Below are 23,195 nucleotides of genomic sequence, written 5' to 3' on the forward strand. Positions count from 1 at the left end.
GCCGCCACCGCCGAACGCGACGCGCGGGGGCGCACCCGCTGCACGCGGCTGCGCTCGGACGGGCCGCTGGCGCTGCGCGAGGCCCACGGGGCCGTCTACCTGGTGGGCGCCGCGGCGGGCCCGCTGGGCGGCGACGTCCTGGAGATCGACCTAAGGGTCGGCCCGGGGGCGCGGCTGGCGGTGCGGTCGGCGGCGGCCGCGGTCGTGCTGCCCGGGGACGGCGTGTCGCGGCTGGCGGTGCGGGCGCGGATCGGGGCGGGCGGCCACCTGGACCTCGCGCCGGAGCCCACGGTGGCCGCCGCCGGATGCGACCACCGGTCCGCGACCGAGATCGCGTTGGCCGAGGGGGCGACGCTGCGGCTGCGCGAGGAGCTGGTGCTGGGGCGGCACGGCGAACGGCCCGGGCGGCTGCACAGCCGGCTCGACGTGACGGCCGGCCGGACGCCGCTGCTGCGTCACGAGCTGCGCGTCGGCGACCGGCACGACGGTCCGGCGGTGCTCGGTGACGCCCGGGCCGCCGGCAGCGTGCTGCTGGTCCGTCCGGGACTGACCCGCGAGCCGCACTCGGCGGAGGGGCTGGCCGTCCTGCCGCTGGCGCACCCGTCCGCGGTGCTCGTCACGGCCGTCGCGCCGGACGCCGCGCTGCTGCGCCGCCGTCTCGCCCGCGGCGAGTCGATCGCTCAGGTGGCCGCGTCGGCGGCCGGCCCGGCGGTCGCGGCGGCCTCCTCGTAGTGGCGGATCTTCCCCTGGATCTTGCGCTGCTGTTCGCGCAGCCGGGCGATCTGCTCCTCCACCCGGCGGTCGTGGGCCCGCAGCAGCGCGATGCGCTCCGGGGTGGTCTCGTCGCCGCCGCGCACCAGCTCGGCGTAGCGCAGCAGCTCGGCGATCGGCATGCCGGTGTCGCGCAGGCAGCGCAGCATGCCCAGCCAGGCCAGGTCGTCGTCGGTGAAGACCCGGCGCCCCGCCGCGTCGCGCGCGATCCCCGACAGCAGTCCGATCTTCTCGTAGTAACGCAGCGTGTCGATGCTGAAACCGCTTCTGCTGGCGGTCTCAGCCGGGGAGTAGGACCTCACGCCGCCACAGCCTGCCCCTGGAGCGCGCTCCAGGTCAATCGCCGGCGTCCCCGCGCGCGCGGCGGATCCTCGCCTCGACGCCGTCCAGCACCAGGGCGAGGCCCGTCTCGAACTCCTCGGTGGCCTCCTGCACCAGGTAGGGGGTGTCCGGGTCGTGGGCGTCGAAGGCGTGCTGGGACTCCATCCAGGTCAGCGTGGGGAACCGCGCGCCGAAATCGGGCACCAGCTCGTCCAGCTGCGGGGCGCGGGCGTACCACCACTCGTCCTCGCCCTGCCCGGTCTCCCGCACCGCCAGCCGCGTCTCGGCGACGACCCGCGCCGTGTCCCGCACCAGGTGCGTCAGCGTCCCGCCGAGGGCCCGCAGGGTGCGGGCGTCCAGCCCGGTGGTGCGCAGCACGGTCATCATCGTCTCGGACATGGTGAACCAGCCCGGCCCCAGGACGGGACGCGCATGCGACACCTGCAGCATCCACGGGTGCCGCAGATGGAAGTCCCACAGGTCGCGCACCCACGCCGTGACGGCCGCCCGCCAGCCCACGGTCAGGTCGTAGTCGGTGGGCAGCTCGGCCAGGACCCGGTCGTGCATGAGGTCGACCAGTTCGGCCTTGCCCGGCACGTAGGTGTAGAGGGCCATGGCGGTGCGGCCGAGCCGCTCCCCCACCGCGCGCATGGACAGGGCCGCCATCCCCTCGGCGTCGGCGACGGCGATGGCCGCGTCGACGATCACGTCCACGCTCAGCCCGGGACGGGGCCCCGGGGCGGAGCGGTCCCCGCGATCCTCCTGCGACGCGCGCCAGAGCAGGTCCATCGAGCGGCGCGGATCCCCCTGGCCGGCGAAGACGACCACCGAACAACTCCTTATGCCATAAACTATTCCGAACTATTTAGGCCATAAAGATACAGGAGCGTCATGGACACCCGTCATCCCGCCGACGCCCACGACGTCATCCAGGTGCGCGGCGCCCGGGAGAACAACCTGGCCGGCGTCGACCTCGACATCCCCAAGCGGCGGCTGACCGTCTTCACCGGCGTGTCCGGGTCGGGCAAGTCGTCACTGGTGTTCGGCACCGTCGCGGCCGAGTCCCAGCGGCTGATCAACGAGACCTACAGCGCCTTCGTGCAGTGCTTCATGCCGCCGGTCGGCCGGCCCGAGGTGGACGCGCTGCGCAACCTGAGCGCCGCGATCGTCGTCGACCAGGAGCGGATGGGCGCCAACTCCCGGTCCACGGTCGGCACCGCCACCGACGCGTACGCCATGCTGCGCATCATCTTCAGCCGCATCGGCGTGCCGCACGTGGGCACCTCCTCCGCGTTCAGCTTCAACAGCGCCGAGGGCATGTGCCGGCGCTGCGAGGGGCTCGGCCGCGTCTCCGACATCGACATCGACCGGCTCGTCGACCGGAACCTGTCGCTGGACGAGGGCGCCATCACCGTGCCGAACTTCGGCGTCGGCTCCTGGTACTGGCGCAACATCGCCGAGTCCGGGTTCGTGCCCCGCGACGTGCCGCTGCGCGATTTCACCCCCGAGCAGTGGGAGGACCTGCTGCACAGGCCCGCCACCAAGATCAAGCTCGGCGGGATGAACACCAACTACGAGGGCCTGGTGGTCAAGGTCCGGCGGCTCTACCTGTCTCGGGACGTCGAGTCGCTGCAGCCGCACATCCGGGCGTTCATCGAGCGCGCCGTCCGCTTCGCCGCCTGCCCGGACTGCGGCGGCGCCCGGCTCAACGCCGCCGCCCTCTCGGCCAAGATCAACGGCCGCAACATCGCCGACTGCGCCGCCATGCAGATCAGCGACCTGGCCGAGTTCGTCCGCGAGCTGGACGACCCGTCGGTGGCGCCGCTGGTCGCCGCGCTGCGCGCCACCCTCGACTCGATGGTGGAGGTCGGCCTGGGCTACCTCAGCCTGGACCGCGAGTCCGGCACGCTGTCGGGCGGCGAGGCGCAGCGCGTCAAGATGGTCCGCCACCTCGGCTCCGCGCTCACCGACGTCACCTACGTGTTCGACGAGCCCACCGTCGGGCTGCACCCGCACGACATCCAGCGGATGAACCGGCTGCTGCTGCGGCTGCGCGACAAGGGCAACACGGTGCTGGTCGTCGAGCACAAGCCGGAGACGATCGCGATCGCCGACCACGTCGTCGACCTCGGCCCCGGCGCCGGCGCCGCCGGCGGCCGGATCTGCTACGCCGGCGACGTGGCGGGCCTGCGCGCGTCCGGCACCCTCACCGGCCGCCACCTGGACCACCGCGCCGCCCTCCGCGAGCGGGTCCGGCGGCCCACCGGGCACCTGCCGATCCGCGGCGCGTCGCTGCACAACCTCAAGGACGTCGACGTGGACGTCCCGCTCGGCGTGCTCACCGTCGTCACCGGCGTCGCGGGCTCGGGCAAGAGCTCGCTGATCCACGGGTCGCTGCCCGGCCGGGACGGCGTCGTCGTGGTGGACCAGTCGGCGATCCGCGGGTCCCGGCGCAGCAACCCCGCCACCTACACCGGCCTGCTCGACCGGGTCCGCACCGCCTTCGCCAGGGCCAACGGCGTCAAGGCCGCCCTGTTCAGCGCAAACTCCGAGGGCGCCTGCCCCACCTGCAAGGGCATCGGCCTGGTCTACACCGACCTGGCGATGACGGCCGGCGTCGCCACCGTCTGCGAGGAGTGCGAGGGACGGCGGTACACCGCCGAGGTGCTGAAGTACAAGCTGCGCGGCAAGGACATCAGCCAGGTGCTGGCCATGTCGGTCACCGAGGCCCGCGACTTCTTCACCACCGGCCAGGCCCGCGCCATCCTCGACCGCATGTACGACGTGGGCCTGGGCTACCTCGGCCTCGGCCAGCCCCTCACCACCCTGTCCGGCGGCGAGCGCCAGCGCCTCAAGCTGGCCGTCCGCATGGCCGACAGGGGCACCGTCTACGTGCTGGACGAGCCCACCACCGGCCTGCACCTGGCCGACGTCGACCGGCTCCTCGCCCTCCTGGACCGCCTGGTCGACGGCGGCAACACCGTGATCGTCATCGAGCACCACCAGGCCGTCATGGCCCACGCCGACTGGATCATCGACCTCGGCCCCGGCGCCGGCCACGACGGCGGCCGCGTCGTGTTCACCGGCACTCCGCGGGACCTCGTCACCACCGCCGACACCCTCACCGCCCGGCACCTGCGCGACTATCTGAAGTGAGGCGGATCCCGTCCGCACGGGGTGTCGACGTCACCGACGACGCGCGGGACCGCACCACCGACCGCACCGTCCTCGGCCGGCTCCGCTCCGGCTCGCACGCACCGCCGCCGACGGCCGCGACGGCGTGTCCGCCCGAGCGGGGGCCGGGGCGGCGCGGGGGTTGACCTGGAGTGCGCTCCAGCAGCCAGGATCAGACGCCATGGAGATCGCACTTGGCGCAATGTGGTTCGGCACCAGGGTGGACGAGCAGACCTCGTTCGCCATTCTCGACCGCTTCGTCGAGGCGGGCGGGACGATGATCGATACGGCCAATAACTACGCCTTCTGGCTGGACGGCGCACGCGGGGGCGAGAGCGAGGCCGTCATCGGGCGGTGGCTCGCCAGCCGCAAGGTGCGCGACCAGGTCTTCATCGGGACCAAGGTCGGGGCGCAGCCCAAGACGCCCGGGACGGGGCTGGAGAACGCCGAGGGCCTGTCGGAGAAGGCGATCCGGAGCGCCGCCGAGGGCAGCCTGCGGCGGCTGGGCACCGACCGCATCGACCTGTACTGGGCGCATTTCGAGGACCGGTCGGTGCCCCTGGAGGAGACGATGGGCGCCTTCGGCGACCTGGTGCGGGAGGGCGCCGTCGGCCGGGTCGGGGTGAGCAACCACGCGGTGTGGCGGGTGGAGCGGGCCAGGGCCCTCGGCGAGCCCCGCTACGACGACCTGCAGTACCGCTACTCCTACCTGCTGCCGCAGCCGGGGGTGAAGCTGCCCGAGAACGGCCACCACCACATCGACGAGGAGATGCTCGACTACGTGCGGGCGGAGGGCCTGCGGCTGTGGGTGTACAACGCGCTGCTGTCGGGCTCCTACACGCGCGCCGACAAGCCGCTGCACCGGGCGTACGAGCACCCGTCCAACGAGCGGCGGCTGGCGGCGCTGAGGTCGGTGGCCGACGAGTTGGGCGCCACGCCCAACCAGGTGGTGCTGGCCTGGCTGATGGGCGGCGACCCGCCGATGATCCCCATCGTGGGCGTGAGCGCGATGGAGCATCTGGAGGAGGCGCTCGGCGCCGCCGACCTGGCGTTGGACGCCGAGCTGAGGGAACGACTGGACACGGCCGCCTCGGCCTGACCCGGAGCGCGCTGCGGCGCCCGGAGCACCATCCCGCCGAATCGAGGAAAGGGACTTCACATGCGCATCGGACTGCAGGTGCCCAGCTTCACCTTCCCCGGCGGCCCCGAGCGGATCGCCGCCGAGTACGGGCGGATGGCCCGCGAGGCCGACCAGGCGGGGCTGCACTCCTTCTGGGTGATGGACCACTTCTTCCAGATCCCGGGGGTCGGCCCCGCGGAGGACCCCATGCTGGAGGGCTACACGGCGCTGGCGTACGCGGCGGCGCTCACCGAGCGGATCACGCTGGGCACGCTGGTCACCGGCGTCACCTACCGGCACCCGGGGATCCTGGTGAAGACGGTGACGACGCTGGACGTGCTGTCGGGCGGCCGGGCCTGGCTGGGCATCGGCGCCGCCTGGAACGAGGAGGAGTCGCGCGGCCTCGGCGTCCCGTTCCCGCCGACCGCCGAGCGGTTCGAACGGCTGGAGGAGGCGCTGCGGATCGCCCATCGGATGTGGAAGGGCGACGAGAGCGCCTTCGAGGGCGTCCACTACCGGCTGGAGCGGCCGCTGAACTCGCCGCAGCCGGTCCGGCGCCCGCATCCGCCGATCCTCGTCGGCGGCACCGGGGAGAAGAAGACGCTGCGGTTCGTCGCCAAGTACGCCGACGCCTGCAACATCTTCGCCTCCGAGGAGCTGCCGCACAAGCTCGAGGTGCTGCGCGAGCACTGCGAGCGGGAGGGCCGCGACTACGCCGACATCGAGAAGACGGCGCTGGTGTCGACGCACGGCCTGCCCGGCGAGCCCTCGGTCGACCAGGTCGTGGACACGGTGGGCCGGCTGGGCGAGGCGGGCGTGGACCATGTGATCTACTCGCAGGCCGCCGGGCACGACCTGGCCGGGGTGCTGGGCGAGGCGTTGCCCCAGGTAGAGAAGATCACCCCCACCGGGCGCTGAACGCGGCGGGCCGCCGGGAGGCACCGGCTCCCGGCGGCCCGGCCGTGCTATGCCCGGGAGGCGGGGACGGGGCGGGCCGGGGGACGCACCCGCGTCGGCACGCAGACCCGGTTCCACATGTTGATCATCGCGACCAGGGCGACCAGGGTGCCCTGGTCCCGCTCCGAGAAGTGCTCGGTCATCCGGTCCCAGACCGCGTCGGGCACGCCGTCGTCACCGAGCCGGGTGGCCGCCTCGGTGTAGGCCAGGGCGGCGCGCTCGGCCTCGGTGTACAGCTCCGACTCCCGCCACGCCGGCAGCTGGTGCAGCCGGTCCGGGGTCTCGCCGTCGGCCAGGGCCTCGTGCACGTGCATGTCGATGCAGTACAGGCAGCCGTTCATCTGGGAGGCGCGGAGCTTCACCAGGTGCCGCACCAGCGGGTCCAGCCCCGCCTCGCTCAGCACCTTCTCGGCGGCCAGGAACGCCCGGTAGGCGTCCGGGGCGACGGCGCGCAGGTTCATCCGCTGTTTCATCGTCTTCCCTTCGCTCGGTCAAGCGGTCGCCAGGGAGACGACGCGGGCCGGCCCCGTGTGACAGCGGACGTCCGCTCAGCCGTCGAGCAGGGCCCGCATCCGGTTGATCTCGGCCTGCTGGGTGGACTGGACGTCCCGCGCGATCTGCTGGGCGGTGACGTCGGTGCCCTTGTCCAGCACGTCCTTGACCATGGTCAGCGCGCCCTGGTGATGGGTGATCATCAGGTTGAGGAACAGCCGGTCGAAGTCCTTGCCGCGGGCCTTGCGCAGCCGCTCCATCTGCTGCGGGGTCGCCATGCCGGGCATGTCCGCGTGGGCGGACGCCGCGGGCGAGGCGCCGCCGTGCGCGCCGTGCCCGGCGTGGCCGCCCTGCCCCTGGGAGGTGCCCCTGCCGTGCTGCCGCAGCCAGTTCTGCATGGCCGCGATCTCCACGTTCTGCGACGCGTCGATGCGCTCGGCCATCGCCTTGACCTGCGGGTCGGACGCCTGCCCGGGGGCCAGCGAGGCCATTTCGACGGCCTGCCGGTGGTGCGGGATCATCATCTCGACGAAGCGGAACTCCGCGGCGGTGGGCGGCGCGGGGCTGGACGGCCCGGCCACCGCGGTCCTGTTGGGCTCCCCCGGCCGCCCCGGCATGAGCACGGTGCCCTTGGGCGCCGCCGCGCCGTCCCCGTCGCCGCTGCATCCGCCCAAGGCGCCCGCGGCGGCGGCCGCCGCCGCGGCCAGCACCGCCATCCGGTACCGCGTCCGGTAGTGCATCCGTCTCCCCACTCCGCCCTGCGCTCGGACACCCCGGACGGTAGCCGCAGCGGACGCGACGATTAAAGAGCCTTTGATCTCAGAAAGCTCACAAATCCATACAGACCTATTCAAAGAGCGCGATTCAGTCCATACTCCGGATGATCAATCTACCGTCGGGGGCCTTTGCACACGAAGGAGTGAGGGTGGCGCTGTTCTCCGGACGCAGACCCAGGCGACGAACACTGGTGGGAAGCCTCGCGGCGCTCGTGCTGGCCGGGTCGGCGGCCGCGGCGCCCGCCGCCGCGGCGGACATCCCCGGTCAGGACGAGATCGTCAAGACCGCCAACATGCACCACCTGGCCAACGTCCCCAAGCCGCCGGTGTTCTCGGGCACCAGCTCCTACGGCACGGACTGGGCCTTCAAGGGCGATTACGCCTTCGCCGGCAACTACGACGGGTTCACCGTCTACGACATCTCCAAGCCGGCCAAGCCGCGCATCGTCACCGTGGTCAAGTGCCCCGGCTCGCAGAACGACGTGTCGATCTCCGGGAACCTGCTGTTCCTGTCGACCGACAGCTCCCGCAGCGACGATTCGTGCCAGTCGGTGCCCAAGCCCGCGTCGGAGAAGGACGCCTGGGAGGGCATCAAGATCTTCGACATCAGCGACGTGCGCAACCCGCGCTACGTCAAGGCCGTCGAGACCAAGTGCGGCTCGCACACCAACACGCTGGTCCCGGGCAAGCGCGGCACCGTCTACATCTACGTCTCGTCGTACTCGCCGAGCAGCAGCTACCCCGACTGCCAGCCGCCGCACGACCTGATCTCGATCGTCGAGGTGCCGCTGAACAACCCGCAGGCGGCCCGGGTGGCGGCCGAGCCGGTGCTGTTCCCCGACGGCGGCAACCCCGGTGACGGGCGGCCCTACCCCGAGGGCACCTCGGCCACGACCGGCTGCCACGACCTGACCGCCTACCCGTCCAAGAACCTCATGGCCGGGGCGTGCATGGGCGACGGCGTGCTGTTCGACATCTCCGACCGGCTCAAGCCGCGGATCATCGACAGCGTGCGCGACGACGAGAACTTCGCGTTCTGGCACTCGGCCACGTTCAACAACAAGGCCGACAAGGTCGTGTTCACCGACGAGCTGGGCGGCGGCGGCACCGCCACCTGCAACGCCGCGATCGGGCCGAACAAGGGCGCCGACGCCGTCTACGACATCGTCGGCAAGGGCGACAAGCGCAAGCTGGTCTTCCGCAGCTACTTCAAGATCCCGCGGGCGAACGCCGACACCGAGAACTGCGTGGCCCACAACGGCTCGCTGATCCCGGTCAAGGGCCGCGACATCATGGTCCAGGCCTGGTATCAGGGCGGCATCTCGGTGTGGGACTTCACCGACTCCCGCAAGCCCAAGGAGATCGGCTGGTTCGAGCGCGGCCCGCTCAGCAACGACGAGCTCGTCCTGGGCGGCTCGTGGTCGGCGTACTACTACAACGGCTACATCTACTCCAGCGACATCCAGAAGGGCCTGGACGTCATCGACATCCGGGACAAGGCCACCGACAAGGCCAAGCGCGTCAAGCTCGACGTGCTGAACGTCCAGTCGCAGCCCGACTACTTCGACTGACCGGTTCGACTGACCGGTCCGGCGGCCGCAAGGCACGGATCTCGAAGGCCCCCGGCGCCCGCCGGGGGCCTTCCCCGTTTCCGGCGGGCGGACGGGGCCGGGCGCTCCGGCCGGGCGGTTCAGGCGACGTGGCGCAGACCGGCGAGCTTGTCGGGGTTGAGCACGCGGCGGACCGCGGTGACGCGGCCGTCCGCCACCTCGACGGTGTCGGCGCCGACCAGCCGCCCGCCGCGGTACACCAGCAGGCCCGGCTCGCCGTTGATCTCGGCGGGCACCGGGCGGTAGGCGTACTTGGCGGCCACCCGCAGCAGCACGGTCGCCACCCGGCCGGCCCCGGCGATGACCTTGCGGGCGGCGAACACCCGGCCGCCGCCGTCGGTGGTGTAGGTGGCGTCCGGGTCCAGCAGCGCCAGCAGCCTCGCGCCGTCGCCGTCCTGCGCCGCGGCGCGGAAGGCGGCCACCACCCGCTCGTGCTCGGCCCGGGAGGCCCGCCGCCCCGCCGCGGGCGACGCCCCGGCGGCGGCGATCTTGCGGCCGGCCCGCGAGGCGAGCTGGCGGCATGCCGCGGGCGACCGGCCCAGCACCTCGGCGATCCGCTCGTACGGCACGTCGAACGCCCGGTGCAGCACGAACGCGACCCGCTCGGGCGGCGACAGCCGCTCCAGCACCATCAGCATGGCGACGCCGACGGTGTCGTCGACCAGCACCGGCTCGGCCGCGTCCGGGCCGGTCAGCAGCGGCTCGGGCAGCCACGGCCCGACATAGCTCTCGCGCCGGGCGCGGGCGGAGGTGAGCACGTCGCAGGCCCGGCGGGCGGCCACGGTGACCAGCCAGGCGCGCAGGTCCCGGACCTCGGCGAGGGACTCGGCGGCGGCCGCGCGCAGCCACACGTCCTGGGTGATGTCCTCGGCGTCGGCCACGCTGCCGGTGATGCGGTACGCCGCGCCGAACACGGCCGGGCGGTGCTCGGGCCACTCGGCGTCCAGTCGCGCCCGCGCGGCCCGGTCGGCCGTCTCGCCCGGCGCCGGGGGTCGCGGCGGCGTCATGCGGTGGCCGGGGTGAACACCCACTTGCGGTACGACCAGTAGCGGAACGCCGACGCCAGCCCCAGCCCCACCAGCAGGCCGGCGTTGTAGGCGACGCCGCCGTGCAGGCCGAGGGTGTAGTAGGTGAAGCCGGTGCAGGCCACCTGGATCAGCAGCCCGATGCCGTTGAGTCCGAAGAAGATCGCCACCTCGCGGCCGGAGCCGGTGCTGTCGCGGTGGCGGAAGGTCCAGAACCGGTTGGCCAGGTAGGACACCAGGGTGGACAGCACGGTGGGCAGCACCACGCTGACGATCGGGCCGCCGCCGTGCAGGTGCCGCAGCAGATTGGCCCCGCCGATCATGATCACCGTGCCGATGAACCCGACGAAACCGAAGGTCAGCAGTTCGCGTACGAAGCGGTACAGGCGCGGGCTCCTCGGCATCCCGTCCGGGCCGCGGTCCGCCGGTGCCGCTTGGCCCGGACGCGACCGCAGCATGGTGTTCACTGGCCCCAACCTTACCGGAGGACGAACCGGCCTCGGACCTCGGCCCGCGGCGGGACGATCAGCGCGCGGCGGTGGCGGTGGCGCGGGCGGACGGCAGGATCGCCGCGACGAGCGCGACCGGAACGCACAGGGCGCCGGTCAGCCCGACCCCCTGCGCCACGAACCCGATGACCGGCGGGCCGCCCAGCAGCCCCAGGTAGCCGACGGCGGTGACGCGGGAGATGCCGCGGGCGGCGGGCACGCCCGGCAGGTTGCCGGCGGCGCTGAAGGTGACCGGCGCCACCGGTGCCACGCCGATCCCGAACAGCGTGAACCCGACGATCGCGGCGGCCGGGTGCCCGACGGCCAGCCCCAGGCCCAGCCCGAGCGCCGAGATCAGGGCTCCGGCGCGCAGCACCCGCACCGGCCCGTAGCGCGCCACGATCCGGTCGCCCGCCAGCCGCCCCGCCGTCATCGCGACCGCGAACCCGGCGTAGGCCAGGCCCGCGACGCCCGCCGCGGCGTCCAGGCCCTCGCGCAGGTAGACGGCGCTCCAGTCGGCCACCGCGCCCTCGCCGACGAACGAGCACAGCCCGATGAACCCCAGCAGGGCCAGCATGCGCCGCGCCCCGAGCACCGTGTCCGTCCCGGCCGCCGGCGCGGACGTCGCGGAGCGGCCGTCCTCCCCGGCGGCGTCGGCGGTGTCGGGCGACTCGTCGGCGGAACGGTCCAACAAGCCCTGGCAGCCGGCCAGCACCAGCGCCGTCAAGGCGACCGCCGCGACCGACAGGTGCACCGGCACGGGCACCTCCAGGTGCGCCAGCCCGGAGCCGACCAGCGCCGCGGCCAGGGTGCCGATGCTGTACGCGCCGTGCAGCCCGGACATGATCGGCCGGCCCAGGCGGCGCTCGACCGCCACGCCCTGGGCGTTCATCGCCACGTCCATCAGGCCCAGCGAGCCGCCGAACAGCAGCAGCGCGGCGATCAGGGCGGCCAGGTTCCCGGCCAGCCCCATCGGCACCAGGGCGAGCGCGGCCGCCGCCCCGGCCGCCATGGTCGTGGCGCGGCTGCCCCAGCGGGCCACGACGGCGCCGGCGAAGCGCACCGCCAGCACCACCCCGGCGGGGGCGCCGAGCAGCGCCACGCCGAGTCCGCCCTCGCTGAGTCCGAGGTGTTCCTTGACCTGCGGGATGCGCGCCACCCAGGCCGAGCCGATCAGGCCGTGCGCGACGAACGCGACGGTCACCGCCAGCCGGGCCCGGCCGAGCGTCCCGGCCGCCGTCCGTGTCACCACCAGGCCGACTGTACGCGATGCGGGCTGATTGGACGATCTTCCCGAAGGGTGAGATCTCCGGCGCTACAGCAGGTCCGCCAGGGGCGTCTTGGGATCGGCCAGCCGGGCCCGGTCGACCGGCTCGCCGGAGCGGATCAGCGCCTGGACGTCCGGCGCGACGTCCCACACGTTGACGTTCATCCCGGCGACGACGCGGCCGCCGGACAGCCAGAACGCCATGAACTCCAGCCCCGCCACGTCGCCCCGGTAGACCACCTCGTCGTACTCTCCGGGCGCGGCCACGCCGGACAGCTCCATGCCCAGTTCGTACTGGTCGGTAAAGAAGTAGGGGATGCGGTCGTAGGACACCTCCCGCCCGAGCATGGCCCGCGCCGCGGCCGCGCCGCCGTCCCGCGCGTTGGCCCAGTGCTCCACGCGCAGCCGGCGGCCGAGCAGCGGATGGTAGGCCGCGGCCACGTCCCCGGCGGCGAAGATGTCGGGGTCGGAGGTGCGCAGCGACTGGTCGACCAGCACGCCGTCCGACACCTCCAGGCCGGCGCGCTCGGCCGGCGCCGTGTTGGGCCGCACCCCGATGCCGACGATCACCACGTCCGCGGGGATCTCCGCACCGCCCGAGGTCACCACCGCCGACACCTGCCCGGCGCCCCAGAACCCGGCCACGCCCTCGTCCAGCCGCAGGACGACGCCGTGCCTGCGGTGCAGGTCGGCGAACAGCCCGCCCACCTCGGGGCCGAGCGCGGCGTGCAGCGGCGTCGGCTCCGGTTCGATCACCGTGACCTCGTTGCCGTAGGCGCGGGCCGCGGCGGCGGTCTCCAGGCCGATCCAGCCCGCGCCCGCCACCACCACGCGGCGCCCGCCCGGCGCGATCGCCTCGCGCAGCGCCGCCGCGTCGGCCAGCGACCGCAGGTAGTACAGGCCCTGCAGCCGGGAGCCGGGCACCTCCAGCCTGCGCGGGGACGCGCCGGTGGCCAGCAGCAGCCGGTCGTAGCCGATCTCCTCGCCGCCGGCCAGCGTCACCCGGTGCCGGGACGGGTCGACCGCGGTGGCCGCGGTGCCCAGCCGCAGCTCCACCCGGTTGTGCTCGTACCACTCGCGGTCGTGGACGTGCGCCTTCTCCCGCGGCTCCTGGCCGAGCAGGAAGCCCTTGGACAGCGGCGGCCGCTCGTAGGGCCGCTCGACCTCCTCGCCGATGAGCACCACGCGGCCCCGGTAGCCCTCTTCCCGCAGCGTCTCGGCGGCCTTGGCACCGGCCAGGCTCGCGCCGACGATGACGATGGTCTCCTCGGGCATGGCGACCTCCTGCGCGTGGGCGTCTGCTTACGTCCCTACTGCTGTGCCCCGAACAGGACAAGGCCCACCCGCAGCGGGTTCCAAGGAACGATCCGCACGCAGCAGAACGGCCCGCTCCGCCCCCGGCCGCCGGGGGACGCCGGGGAGACGCCGTCCGTCCCGTGCTACTCGCCGCGTCCGGACAGCGACCTGTACCGCGCGACCGCGGAGGTGTCGGTGAGGGAGGCGATCTGGTCGACGACGGCGCGCAGCCGGGCCGCGTCGTCGGGCGCCTCGACGTAGGCGGCGCGGAACGCGGCGTCGAGCGTGCCGGGCGCGCCGCGCAGCATCAGCTCGGCCAGCTCCATGATCAGCTCGCGCTGGCGGGCCCGGGCGGCCTCGTGGCTGATCCACACGTAGTGCGCGGTGACGCCTTTGAGCAGCGCGCACTCCAGCCGCTGCGCGCGCGGCACGATCAGGTCGGCGCCGTAGCGGCTCAGCGGGCGGTCGCCGTAGGCGGCGCGGGTGGCGTCCTCGGCGGCCAGGCAGAACCGGCCGATCAGCGTGCTGGTGAGGTTCTTCAGGGCGGCCAGGGTGCGGGGGGTGCCGTCGTAGCGGTCCGGCCAGTACGGCTCGGCCAGCAGCGCGGCGAACCGCTCCTCCAGCTCGGTGAGGTCGGCGTCCAGCGGCGCGCCCGTCCCCCCGCCCGGCACGCCCGTGCCTTCGCAGTACAGCTTGCGGGTGGTGGCGCACACCAGGCGGCGCTCGGCCGGGTCGGCGAGCCGGTCGAAGGTGACGTGCCCGGCGACCAGCGCGTCCTCCAGGTCGTGCACCGAGTAGGCGACGTCGTCGCTCCAGTCCATGACCTGCGCCTCGAAGCAGGTGCGGCCGGCCGGGGCGCCGTCGCGCACCCACCGCGCGACGGGCAGGTCGTCCTGGTAGACGCCGAACTTGCCGTTGACCGACTCGTCCTGCGTCCACGGGTACTTCATGGACGCGTCAAGGGCGGCGCGGGTGAGGTTGAGGCCGACGCTGCGGCCGTACAGGGGCGGGCCCGGGGGCGCGAACGACTTGGGCTCCAGCCGGGTCAGCACCCGCAGGCTCTGCGCGTTGCCCTCGAAGCCGCCGCAGTCGCGGGCGACCACGTCGAGGGCGGCCTCGCCGTTGTGCCCGAAGGGCGGGTGCCCGATGTCGTGGGCCAGGCAGGCGGTCTCCACCAGGTCGGGGTCGCAGCCCAGCGACTTGCCGAGCTCCCGCCCGACCTGGGCGCACTCCAGCGAGTGGGTCAGCCGGGTGCGCAGGCTCTGCACGTGGTCCTCGGCGATGGCGTCCGGCGAGGCCACCTGGGTCTTGGCCGCCAGCCGCCGCAGCGCGGCGCTGTGCAGCACCCGGGCCCGGTCGCGTTCGAAGGCGGTGCGGTCACGGCGCTTGGGCGGCTCGGGAGCCCAGCGCTCCCGGTCGCGGTCTGCGTAGTTGCTCATCGCCCCATCCAGGGTAGGCCGCGCACCGGCGCCGTCGTCACTTGCCGGGCGTGCTCACGATCGTCTCGCTGGGCACCGCGACGCTCTTGCCGAACAGCACATACGACAGGTACCCGCCGGTCTCGCGGACGATGTAGTGGAACTGCGTGTCGCGGGTCTGCACGCTGGGGCCGCTGCGGGTGGGGGACGAGGCCGCCTCGATGCCGTTGTCGCCGGCCATCCGCTTGGAGCGCAGGCCGTGCCAGGGGTCGGTGACGATCACGCCGGTGCGCCAGCCGCGCCGCCGGTACTCGGCGCCCACCGCCTTCATGCTCTCCAGCGTGTCGGCGCCGACCGGCACGGACACCACCCGGTCGGCGGGCACCTTGCCGCGGTTCACCAGCCACCGCTTGCCCGAGTCGGCCTCGGTGTAGTTGTCGCCGGGCTGCTTGCCGCCCACGGTGACGATCACCGGCGCCACCCCGTCGCGGTACAGGTTCAGGGCGTGCTGCAGCCGCCACTGCAGGGTGGGCGAGGGCACGCCGTTGTACTGCGCCGCGCCGAGCACGATGATCGCGTCGGAGCGGGGCCGCTCGTCCTGGCGGGCCTGGTACCACACCCGCCACGCCACGGTCAGCGGCGTCAGCACGGCCACGGCCAGCAGCCCGAGCACGACGCTCACCGTGATCACGAACCAGCGGGGGCGGCGGCGGGCGCGCCGTCCGCCCTTTCCTCCCCCGTCGCTCCCGCCGCTCGCGTCGCCCGGCCCGTCCGGGACGTCGGGGCCGGGCAGCTCCATCTCCAACGTCATCGCACTCGACACGTTAATTGAGACGGCCGGAGGCGCACCGGCGTTCCGCATCGGCGGCCCCGGCCGCCGGCGTCCGAGTGCGGCGCGGCGCCGGCCGCCGGTCCCCCGGCGGCCGGCGGCCGGTCAGCGGCTGTCGGAGCCGACGGCGCTGATCGCGGCGCGTCCCGCCTCCAGCCGCGCCACCGGCACGCGGAACGGCGAGCAGGACACGTAGTCCAGGCCGACCTCGTGGCAGAAGTGCACCGACTCGGGGTCGCCGCCGTGCTCGCCGCAGATGCCGAGCTTCAGGTCGGGACGGGTGGCGCGGCCCTCCTCGACGGCGATGCGCACCAGCCGGCCGACCCCCTCGCGGTCCAGGGTCTCGAACGGGGACACGCCGAAGACGCCCAGCTCCAGGTAGCGGCCGAAGAACGCGGCCTCCACGTCGTCGCGGGAGAACCCCCAGGTGGTCTGGGTGAGGTCGTTGGTGCCGAAGGAGAAGAACTCGGCGGCCTCGGCGATCTGCCCGGCGGTCAGCGCCGCCCGGGGCAGCTCGATCATGGTGCCGATCAGCGCGGGCACGTCCACGCCGGTCTCCTCGCGCACCTCGGCCAGCACCCCGCGGGCCTCGTCGCGCACCGCCTCCAGTTCCTGGACGGCGCCCACCAGTGGGATCATGATTTCCGGCCGCGGGTCGCCGCCGGCCGCGACCCGGCGGGCGGCCGCGTGGGCGATCGCCCGGACCTGCATCGCGAACAGCCCGGGAATCACCAAACCCAGGCGCACACCCCGCAGTCCCAACATAGGGTTCTGCTCGTGCAGGCGGCGGACCGCCTCCAGCAGCTTGCGGTCCCGGGGGTCTGCGTCGCCGCCGGCCAGGGCGACCTTGACCGCCAGCTCGGTGAGGTCGGGGAGGAATTCGTGCAATGGGGGGTCGATGAGCCGGATCGTGACCGGCAGCCCGTCCATGGCTTCGAGGATGCCCTCGAAGTCGGCGCGCTGGAGCGGTTCCAGCGCCGCCAGGGCGGTGCGCCGCTCATCGTCGGTCTCGGCCAGGATCAGCTGTTCCACCAGGCGGCGGCGGTCGCCGAGGAACATGTGCTCGGTGCGGCACAGCCCGATGCCGCGCGCGCCGAAGCGGCGGGCCCGCGCGGCGTCCTCGGGGGTGTCGGCGTTGGCGCGCACGCCCAGGCGGGCCCGCGCGTCGGCGTGCCGCATGATCCGGTGCACGGCCTGAACGAGCTCGTCGCCCTCGCCGGGGTCGAGGGCGCCCTCGAAGTACCGCACCACCGGGGAGTCCTCGACGGGCACCTCGCCCAGGTAGACCCGGCCGGTGGTGCCGTCGATGGAGATGGTCTCGCCCTCCTGGACCGTCACGCCGCCGGGCGCGGTGAAGCGGGCGGCCCGCACGTCGACGTCCAGCTCCTCGGCGCCGCACACGCACGTCTTGCCCATGCCGCGGGCCACGACGGCGGCGTGCGAGGTCTTGCCGCCGCGGGAGGTGAGCACGCCCCGGGCCGCGACCATCCCGGCCAGGTCGTCGGGGTTGGTCTCGCGCCGCACCAGGATGACGTCCTGGCCCTGCCCGGCCAGCTCCACGGCCCGCTCGGAGGAGAAGACGGCCTTGCCGACGGCGGCGCCGGGCGAGGCGTTCATGCCGGTGGTCAGCAGCTTGCTCCCGTCGGCCTGCGCCGCGTCGAAGCGGGGGAACATCAGCTGGGCCAGCTGGTCGCCGGTGACCCGCGCCACGGCCTCGTCCTCGTCGATGAGCCCCTGGTCGAGCAGCTGGCAGGCGATGCGGAACGCCGCGGCGGCGGTGCGCTTGCCCACCCGGGTCTGGAGCATCCACAGCTTGCCGCGCTCGATCGTGAACTCGATGTCGCACATGTCGCGGTAGTGGTTCTCCAGCGTCTCCATGATCCGCAGGAGTTCGGCGTAGGAGCGGGGGTCGAGGCGCTCCAGCTCGGTCAGCGGCACGGTGTTGCGGATGCCGGCGACCACGTCCTCGCCCTGGGCGTTCTGCAGGTAGTCGCCGTAGACGCCCTGGCGGCCGGTGGCGGGGTCGCGGGTGAAGGCGACGCCGGTGCCCGAGTCCATGCCCATGTTGCCGAACACCATGGCGACCACGTTGACGGCGGTGCCGAGGTCGGCGGGGATGCGCTCCTGGCGCCGGTACAGCACGGCGCGCGGCGCGTTCCACGAGGTGAACACCGCCTTGATCGCCAGGTCCAGCTGCTCGCGCGGGTCGGTGGGGAAGTCGCGTCCGGCGTGCTCGCGGACGATCTGCTTGAAGGTGCCGACCAGGCCGCGCAGGTCGGCGGCGTCCAGGTCGGTGTCCTGGTCGGTGCCCTTGGCCTTCTTGGCGGCCTCGAGGGCGTCCTCGAACAGGTCCCCGTCGACGCCCAGCACGGTCTTGCCGAACATCTGGACGAGCCGCCGGTAGGAGTCCCAGGCGAAGCGCTCGTCCCCCGCCTGGGCCGCGAGCCCCGCCACGGACTCGTCGTTGAGGCCGATGTTGAGGACGGTCTCCATCATCCCCGGCATGCTGAACCTGGCCCCGGACCGTACGCTGACCAGGAGGGGGTCGTCGGGCTGGCCGAGCCGCTTGCCCATGGCCCGCTCCAGCGCCGACAGGTGGCGGTCGATCTCCTCCGCCAGCCCGCCGGGCAGCTCCCCGTGCTCCAGGTAGTACCGGCACGCCTCGGTGGTGATGGTGAAGCCCGGCGGCACGGGCAGGCCGAGATTGGTCATCTCGGCGAGGTTGGCGCCCTTGCCTCCCAGCAGATCCCGCAGGTCCTTATTGCCTTCGGTGAAGTCGTACACCAGCTTCGGCACGGGGCCCTCCTTCGCGGTCCGGTCCTGCCGCGTGGCGCGCGGCCAGGTGACGGGCGGCGGACGCACCGTGACCGGGAACACCCCCGGGCACCACCGATTTGGTGCGAGCCGCCCTGTTTGCCGGGACTGTACCCGCGATGGACGCGCACGCTCGTCACTCCGTTACGCTGCGTGCGTTTGCGCAGGTGAAGCCGGGCGCAGTGGTCTATTCCAATAAGGACATTCCAGACACACAACCGAGGGAACACGGCCGTCACATGGTCAATGCACCGCATGCGAGAGGCAATCATGGAAAGAGGAGGTGAGGTTGTGAGGCCGATGGTCGCCGGTGGCCGCGTGGGAGACCCGTTCGCCCCGATCGCCGACTTCGGGTTCCTGTCCGACTGCGAGACGACCGCCCTGGTCGCGCCGAGCGGCAACATCGAGTGGATGTGCCTGCCCCGGATGGACTCGCCGAGCGTGTTCGGCTCGATCCTGGACCGCGACGCCGGGTACTTCCGGGTCGGCCCCGCGGGCGTGGAGGTGCCCGCCGCGCGGCGCTACATCCCCGGCACCATGGTGCTGGAGACGACCTGGTGGGTGCACGGCGGCTGGCTGGTGGTCACCGACGCGCTGCTCATGGGCCCCTGGCACCACGAGACCGAGCGGTCGCACACCCACCGGCGCGCCCCCACCGACTACGACGCCGACCACGTGCTGCTGCGCATGGTGCGCTGCGTCAACGGGCAGGTGCAGGTCCGGCTGGACTGCATGCCCGTGTTCGACTACGGGCGCGCCCCCGCCCAGTGGGAGCACAACGGCCTCGGCTACCACGAGGCCGTCGCGCGCGGCAACGGCGTGTCGCTGCGCCTGACCAGCGACATGAACATCGGCTTCGAGGGGTCGCTGGCCACCGCCCGCACCCTGCTCAAGCAGGGCGACTCGCGGTTCGTGGCGCTGTCGTGGAGCGAGCACGAGCCCCCGCACAGCTACGAGGAGGCGCAGGAGCGCCTGACCTGGACGGTGCACCACTGGCAGCACTGGCTGGACCGCGGCCGCTTCCCCGACCACCCCTGGCGCAGCCACCTGCAGCGCAGCGCCCTCACCCTCAAGGGCCTGACGTTCGCGCCCTCGGGGGCGGTGGCGGCCGCGGCGACCACGTCCCTGCCGGAGACCCCGGGCGGCGACCGCAACTGGGACTACCGGTACACCTGGATCCGCGACTCCACGATGGCGCTGTGGGCCTTCTACACCCTCGGGTACGACTGGGAGGCCAACGACTTCTTCTACTTCATCACCGACGTGGCCGAGGCCGCCGAGGGCAAGCTGCAGATCATGTACGGGCTGGACGGCCGCGAGGAGCTGCCCGAGTCCACCCTCGACCATCTGACCGGCTACGACAACGCCCGTCCGGTGCGCATCGGCAACGAGGCGTACATGCAGGCCCAGCACGACGTGTGGGGCGCGATCATCGGCTCCATCTACCTGTTCGTGCGCAAGCGGGACCGGCTGGACGACCGGCTGTGGAAGATCGTCGTCAAGCAGGTCGAGGACGCGCTGGCCAACTGGCGGCTGCCGGACTGCGGCATGTGGGAGGTGCGCGGCGAGCCGCAGCACTTCACCTCCTCCAAGGTGTTCTGCTGGGTGGCGGCCGACCGCGGCGCCCGGCTGGCGCGCATCCGCGGCGACTTCGCCATGGCCGAGCGCTGGCAGAAGGCGGCCGACGAGATCCACGCCGACGTGCTGGCCAACGCCCTGGACGAGCGCGGGGTGTTCACCGCCCACTACGGCGCCACCGCCCTGGACGCCTCGGCGCTGCTGATCCCGCTGCTGGGCTTCCTGCCCGCCGACGACAAGCGCGTCCGCGAGACGGTGCTGGCCATCGCCGACGAGCTGTCCGAGGACGACCTGGTGCTGCGCTACCGCCCGGCGGAGACCGACGACGGTTTCAACTCCGACGAGGGCACGTTCACCATCTGCTCGTTCTGGCTGGTCAGCGCGCTGGTGATGATCGGCGAGCTGGAGCGCGCCAAGGCCCTGTGCGAAAAGCTGCTCTCCTACGCCAGCTCGCTGCAGCTGTACGCCGAGGAGATCGACCCGCACACCGGCCGGCACCTGGGCAACTTCCCCCAGGCGTTCACCCACCTGGCGCTGATCAACGCCGTGATGCAGGTGATCCGCGCCGAGGACCACGAGCGCCAGCCCCCGCTGGCCTGACGCCCCCCGGTGGCCGTGGCCTGCGCCTCGATCGCGAGCCGGGCCACGGTCCGAGGATGACGGCGGCTCTGGGCGCCGGGACGGGGTCCGGCGTCCACCCGGCGGCCCGCGCGGGGGCGCCGGGTGGACGGGGCGGACCTAGATGACGGCGCCCGAGTCGCCCGGCTGGCGGGCGGGGCGGTGCGGCTTCTTGTGCTGGGGCGCCGGGGTCTTGCTGCGGCCCTGCAGCACGATCGCCAGCGGCGTGGCGGTGAACACGCTGGAGAACGTCCCGACGAGGATGCCGACCAGCAGGGCGATGGCGAAGTCGGTGAGCGAGTCGCCGCCCAGCAGCGCCAGCGCCGCCAGGATGAAGATCGCGCCCATGCCGGTGTTGACGGTGCGGGGCACGGTCTGCAGGGCGCCCCGGGCGGCGACGCGGGCGAACGGCGCCTTCGGGTCGTCGCGCCACAGCTCCCGGATGCGGTCGAACACCACGACCGAGTCGTTCACCGAGTACCCGATGATCGTCAGCAGCGCGGCCAGGAACACCCCGTCGATCGGCTTGCCCAGCCAGGCGAACACCCCGGTCACCACGACGACGTCGTGGAACATCGCCAGCACCGCGCCGGTCCCGAACGTCCAGCGGAACCGGATCGCCAGGTAGGCCAGCTGCATCAGCAGCGCCACGGCCAGCGCGATCAGCGCCTTGCGGCGCAGCTCCTCGCCCAGGGTCGGGCCGATCAGCTCGTCGCGCTGCTTGGTGACGGTGCCGCCCTCGGCGGCCAGGGCGTCCCGGATCCGCTTCTCCTCGGCGTTGCTGAGGTTCTCGGTGCGCACGGAGATGTCGTCGGTGCCGGACGTCTGCACGACCGCGCGCGGGAACCCGGCGGAGGAGACGGCGGCGCGGGCGTCGTCGATGTCGACCGGGCGGCTGGTGGAGTACTCCACCAGGCGGCCGCCGGTGAACTCCACGCCGAAGTTCAGCCCGCGCACGAAGATCCCGGTGAGCGCGACCGCCACCGACAGCGCGGAGATGCAAAGCCACAGCCGGCGGTGCCGCATCAGGTCCGGGTCGCGGCGGTCCAGCCAGGCGCGCAGCCGGCCGACCGAGCCCAGGCCGGTCAGCGCCGGGCGGCGGGCGATGGCCCGGCGGGCCACGACCGCCTCGGTGAGGGCGCGGCTGAGCAGCATCGCCGAGATCAGCGAGGCCAGCACGCCGATGGTGAGGGTGACGCCGAAGCCGCGCACCGGGCCGGACGCCAGGAAGAACAGCAGCCCGGCGGCCAGCAGGGTGGTGACGTTGGAGTCGGCGATCGCCGACCAGGCCTTGTCGAAGCCGGTGGACAGGGCGGCGCGGACGCCGCGCCGGGGCGCCGCGCGGTACTCCTCGCGGGCCCGTTCGAAGGCCAGCACGTTGGCGTCGATGGCCATGCCGACCGCGAGCACGAACCCGGCCAGGCCGGGCAGGGTGAGCGTCGCCCCCACCATGACCAGCGCGGCGTAGGAGATCAGGGCGTAGCAGGCCAGCGCGACGGCGGCCAGCGCGCCGACCAGCCGGTAGACGGAGATGATGAACAGGCCGGTGAGCACCACGCCGATCACGGCGGCCTTCCAGCTCGCCTCGATCGCCTCGTCCCCCAGGGTCGGGCCGACCACCCGCTGCTCGATGATCTTCACGGGGACGGGCAGCGACCCGCCCTGGATCAGGGCGGCCAGGTCGCGGGCCTGTTTGGCGGTGAAGTCGCCGGTGATCTGGGTGGACCCGCCGGTGATCCCCACGTTGCACGGCACGTCCGCGGTGACCTGCGGGGACGAGATGACCCGGCCGTCCAGGACGAACGCGATGCGGCGCTCGTCGCCGGTCGCGCAGGCGGCCCGGGCGGTGATGCGCTCCCAGATGCCGCCGCCCTTGCCGCGGAACTTGACGGTGACGTACCAGCCGCCGAGGTTCTGGGCGTCGAATCCGGCCTCGGCCGTCCCGATGCCGTCGCCGGTCAGCGCGGCGGGACCGAGCATGATCTGCCCGCCCTGCTCGTCGGGCAGCAGCTGCTCGCCCTTGCCGGGGCTGCCGTCGTTGACCCGGACGGGGTGGGCGGTGAGCTGGGCGGTCTTGCCGATCACCGCGGCGGCCCGGGCGGGGTCCTGCACGTCGGGCAGCTCGACGATGATGCGCCGCTCGCCGGACCGGGTGAGCGACGACTCGGCCACGCCGAGCGCGTTGACGCGGCGTTCCAGCACCTGGCGGGCCCGGTCGGTGGCCGCGGCGTCGGCCTTGGCGTGCGGCGAGTCCTGGGTCTCCAGCACGATCTGGGTGCCGCCGCGCAGGTCGAGGCCGAGGCGGGCGGGTTCGGTGAGGACGAAGAACAGCGACACGGCGAGCACCGCGACGGACAGCAGTGCCCGCACCGCGTTGGCGCGAGACAAGGGAATACCTCCACGAGGAGTGCGGCGCCCGCCGGCGGGCGGCCGCGGACACCGGCGTGCGCCGGTCGTCGGATCAGGTCAGCCGGTCGTCGTGGAGGAGGGAGGGGCGCGGCCGCGTGCGGCCGAGATGCGGGCGGACGTCGCGTACCGCGTCCGCCCGGCGGGACGTGCGCCGGGCCGCGGCGGCGGGCCGCGGGCGAGGGCGCCGGGCAGGACGGCCGCCAGGGGCGCCCCGGAGTGCGGCGCGCCGAGG

Annotated in this window: 18 protein-coding genes; 6 read left to right on the forward strand and 12 right to left on the reverse strand. The window is 73.3% G+C overall.

From position 1 onward, the window contains the following. Positions 1-732 (forward strand): urease accessory protein UreD (locus tag ABD879_RS25630; protein WP_345024174.1); only part of this gene is annotated, 732 nt, incomplete at its 5' end. Here the strand turns inward: ABD879_RS25630 and ABD879_RS25635 are convergent. Together ABD879_RS25635 and ABD879_RS25640 are read right to left on the reverse strand one after the other, a co-directional pair. Next, positions 681-1,073, reverse strand: coding sequence for a MerR family transcriptional regulator (locus ABD879_RS25635; protein WP_345024175.1), 393 nt, complete (start codon positions 1,071-1,073; stop codon positions 681-683). The two genes, ABD879_RS25630 and ABD879_RS25635, sit on opposite strands and share 52 nt — an antisense overlap. A gap of 34 nt (positions 1,074-1,107) precedes the next feature. Beyond that, the gene (locus ABD879_RS25640) at positions 1,108-1,920 is read right to left on the reverse strand and encodes a TetR/AcrR family transcriptional regulator (RefSeq protein ID WP_345024176.1); all 813 of its coding nucleotides are present in this window, start codon (positions 1,918-1,920) and stop codon (positions 1,108-1,110) included. Positions 1,921-1,983: 63 nt separating this feature from the next. Between ABD879_RS25640 and ABD879_RS25645 the strand changes: the two genes are divergently transcribed. From ABD879_RS25645 to ABD879_RS25655, 3 genes are all read left to right on the forward strand, one after another. Next, on the forward strand, positions 1,984-4,248 hold the full coding sequence (locus ABD879_RS25645) for an ATP-binding cassette domain-containing protein (RefSeq protein WP_345024177.1): 2,265 nt from the start codon (positions 1,984-1,986) through the stop codon (positions 4,246-4,248). A 199-nt stretch (positions 4,249-4,447) separates the two neighbouring features. Further along, a complete protein-coding gene (locus ABD879_RS25650; protein WP_345024178.1) occupies positions 4,448-5,365 on the forward strand; it encodes an aldo/keto reductase in 918 nt (305 codons plus the stop codon). A 60-nt stretch (positions 5,366-5,425) separates the two neighbouring features. Then, positions 5,426-6,304: an LLM class F420-dependent oxidoreductase gene (locus ABD879_RS25655; protein WP_345024179.1), complete on the forward strand. Its 879-nt coding sequence runs from the start codon at positions 5,426-5,428 to the stop codon at positions 6,302-6,304. Between the two features lie 47 nt (positions 6,305-6,351). Here ABD879_RS25655 and ABD879_RS25660 read toward each other — a convergent pair whose 3' ends face one another. Together ABD879_RS25660 and ABD879_RS25665 are read right to left on the reverse strand one after the other, a co-directional pair. After that, a complete protein-coding gene (locus ABD879_RS25660; protein ID WP_345024180.1) occupies positions 6,352-6,816 on the reverse strand; it encodes a carboxymuconolactone decarboxylase family protein in 465 nt (154 codons plus the stop codon). 75 nt (positions 6,817-6,891) lie between these two features. Next, positions 6,892-7,575, reverse strand: coding sequence for a DUF305 domain-containing protein (locus ABD879_RS25665; protein ID WP_345024181.1), 684 nt, complete (start codon positions 7,573-7,575; stop codon positions 6,892-6,894). Between the two features lie 227 nt (positions 7,576-7,802). Here ABD879_RS25665 and ABD879_RS25670 point away from each other — a divergent pair, with 227 nt between their 5' ends. Beyond that, entirely contained in the window at positions 7,803-9,182 is a 1,380-nt protein-coding gene (locus tag ABD879_RS25670; protein ID WP_345024182.1) for an LVIVD repeat-containing protein, read from the forward strand. A 119-nt stretch (positions 9,183-9,301) separates the two neighbouring features. On the opposite strand, the gene sigJ is transcribed toward ABD879_RS25670, so the two are convergent. From sigJ to ppdK, 7 genes are all read right to left on the reverse strand, one after another. Continuing rightward, positions 9,302-10,228 carry an RNA polymerase sigma factor SigJ gene (gene sigJ / locus ABD879_RS25675; RefSeq protein ID WP_345024183.1) on the reverse strand — a complete coding sequence of 309 codons (927 nt, stop codon included), beginning with the start codon at positions 10,226-10,228 and terminating at the stop codon, positions 9,302-9,304. After that, positions 10,225-10,704, reverse strand: a complete 480-nt coding sequence (locus ABD879_RS25680) for a GtrA family protein (RefSeq protein WP_345024191.1) — start codon at positions 10,702-10,704, stop codon at positions 10,225-10,227. The genes sigJ and ABD879_RS25680 overlap by 4 nt, the downstream gene beginning before the upstream one ends. A 67-nt stretch (positions 10,705-10,771) precedes the next feature. Then, a complete protein-coding gene (locus ABD879_RS25685) occupies positions 10,772-11,986 on the reverse strand; it encodes an MFS transporter (RefSeq protein WP_345024184.1) in 1,215 nt (404 codons plus the stop codon). Between the two features lie 63 nt (positions 11,987-12,049). Further along, positions 12,050-13,276 carry an NAD(P)/FAD-dependent oxidoreductase gene (locus ABD879_RS25690; RefSeq protein ID WP_345024185.1) on the reverse strand — a complete coding sequence of 409 codons (1,227 nt, stop codon included), beginning with the start codon at positions 13,274-13,276 and terminating at the stop codon, positions 12,050-12,052. Between the two features lie 164 nt (positions 13,277-13,440). After that, entirely contained in the window at positions 13,441-14,736 is a 1,296-nt protein-coding gene (locus ABD879_RS25695; RefSeq protein WP_345024186.1) for a deoxyguanosinetriphosphate triphosphohydrolase, read from the reverse strand. Positions 14,737-14,773: 37 nt separating this feature from the next. Beyond that, on the reverse strand, positions 14,774-15,526 hold the full coding sequence (locus ABD879_RS25700) for a YdcF family protein (protein WP_345024187.1): 753 nt from the start codon (positions 15,524-15,526) through the stop codon (positions 14,774-14,776). Positions 15,527-15,649: 123 nt separating this feature from the next. After that, on the reverse strand, positions 15,650-18,340 hold the full coding sequence (ppdK, locus tag ABD879_RS25705) for a pyruvate, phosphate dikinase (RefSeq protein ID WP_345024188.1): 2,691 nt from the start codon (positions 18,338-18,340) through the stop codon (positions 15,650-15,652). A gap of 336 nt (positions 18,341-18,676) precedes the next feature. On the opposite strand from ppdK, the gene ABD879_RS25710 reads away from it, so the two are divergent. After that, entirely contained in the window at positions 18,677-20,536 is a 1,860-nt protein-coding gene (locus ABD879_RS25710) for a glycoside hydrolase family 15 protein (protein WP_345024189.1), read from the forward strand. A gap of 138 nt (positions 20,537-20,674) precedes the next feature. Here the strand turns inward: ABD879_RS25710 and secD are convergent, their stop codons facing one another. Then, positions 20,675-22,942 (reverse strand): protein translocase subunit SecD, encoded by a 2,268-nt coding sequence (gene secD, locus ABD879_RS25715; RefSeq protein ID WP_345024190.1) that lies wholly within the window; start codon positions 22,940-22,942, stop codon positions 20,675-20,677. Between the last annotated feature and the right edge of the window lie 253 nt (positions 22,943-23,195).

This window comes from Actinomadura keratinilytica, assembly GCF_039539665.1.
Lineage (GTDB): Bacteria > Actinomycetota > Actinomycetes > Streptosporangiales > Streptosporangiaceae > Spirillospora > Spirillospora keratinilytica.

Coding starts and splice junctions, on each gene's coding strand:
- ABD879_RS25645 (WP_345024177.1), top strand. CDS start 1,984: ATGGACACCCGTCATCCCGCCGACGCCCACGACGTCATCCAGGTGCGC.
- ABD879_RS25650 (WP_345024178.1), top strand. CDS start 4,448: ATGGAGATCGCACTTGGCGCAATGTGGTTCGGCACCAGGGTGGACGAG.
- ABD879_RS25655 (WP_345024179.1), top strand. CDS start 5,426: ATGCGCATCGGACTGCAGGTGCCCAGCTTCACCTTCCCCGGCGGCCCC.
- ABD879_RS25660 (WP_345024180.1), bottom strand. CDS start 6,816: ATGAAACAGCGGATGAACCTGCGCGCCGTCGCCCCGGACGCCTACCGG.
- ABD879_RS25665 (WP_345024181.1), bottom strand. CDS start 7,575: ATGCACTACCGGACGCGGTACCGGATGGCGGTGCTGGCCGCGGCGGCG.
- sigJ (WP_345024183.1), bottom strand. CDS start 10,228: ATGACGCCGCCGCGACCCCCGGCGCCGGGCGAGACGGCCGACCGGGCC.
- ABD879_RS25680 (WP_345024191.1), bottom strand. CDS start 10,704: ATGCTGCGGTCGCGTCCGGGCCAAGCGGCACCGGCGGACCGCGGCCCG.
- ABD879_RS25690 (WP_345024185.1), bottom strand. CDS start 13,276: ATGCCCGAGGAGACCATCGTCATCGTCGGCGCGAGCCTGGCCGGTGCC.
- ABD879_RS25695 (WP_345024186.1), bottom strand. CDS start 14,736: ATGAGCAACTACGCAGACCGCGACCGGGAGCGCTGGGCTCCCGAGCCG.
- ABD879_RS25700 (WP_345024187.1), bottom strand. CDS start 15,526: ATGACGTTGGAGATGGAGCTGCCCGGCCCCGACGTCCCGGACGGGCCG.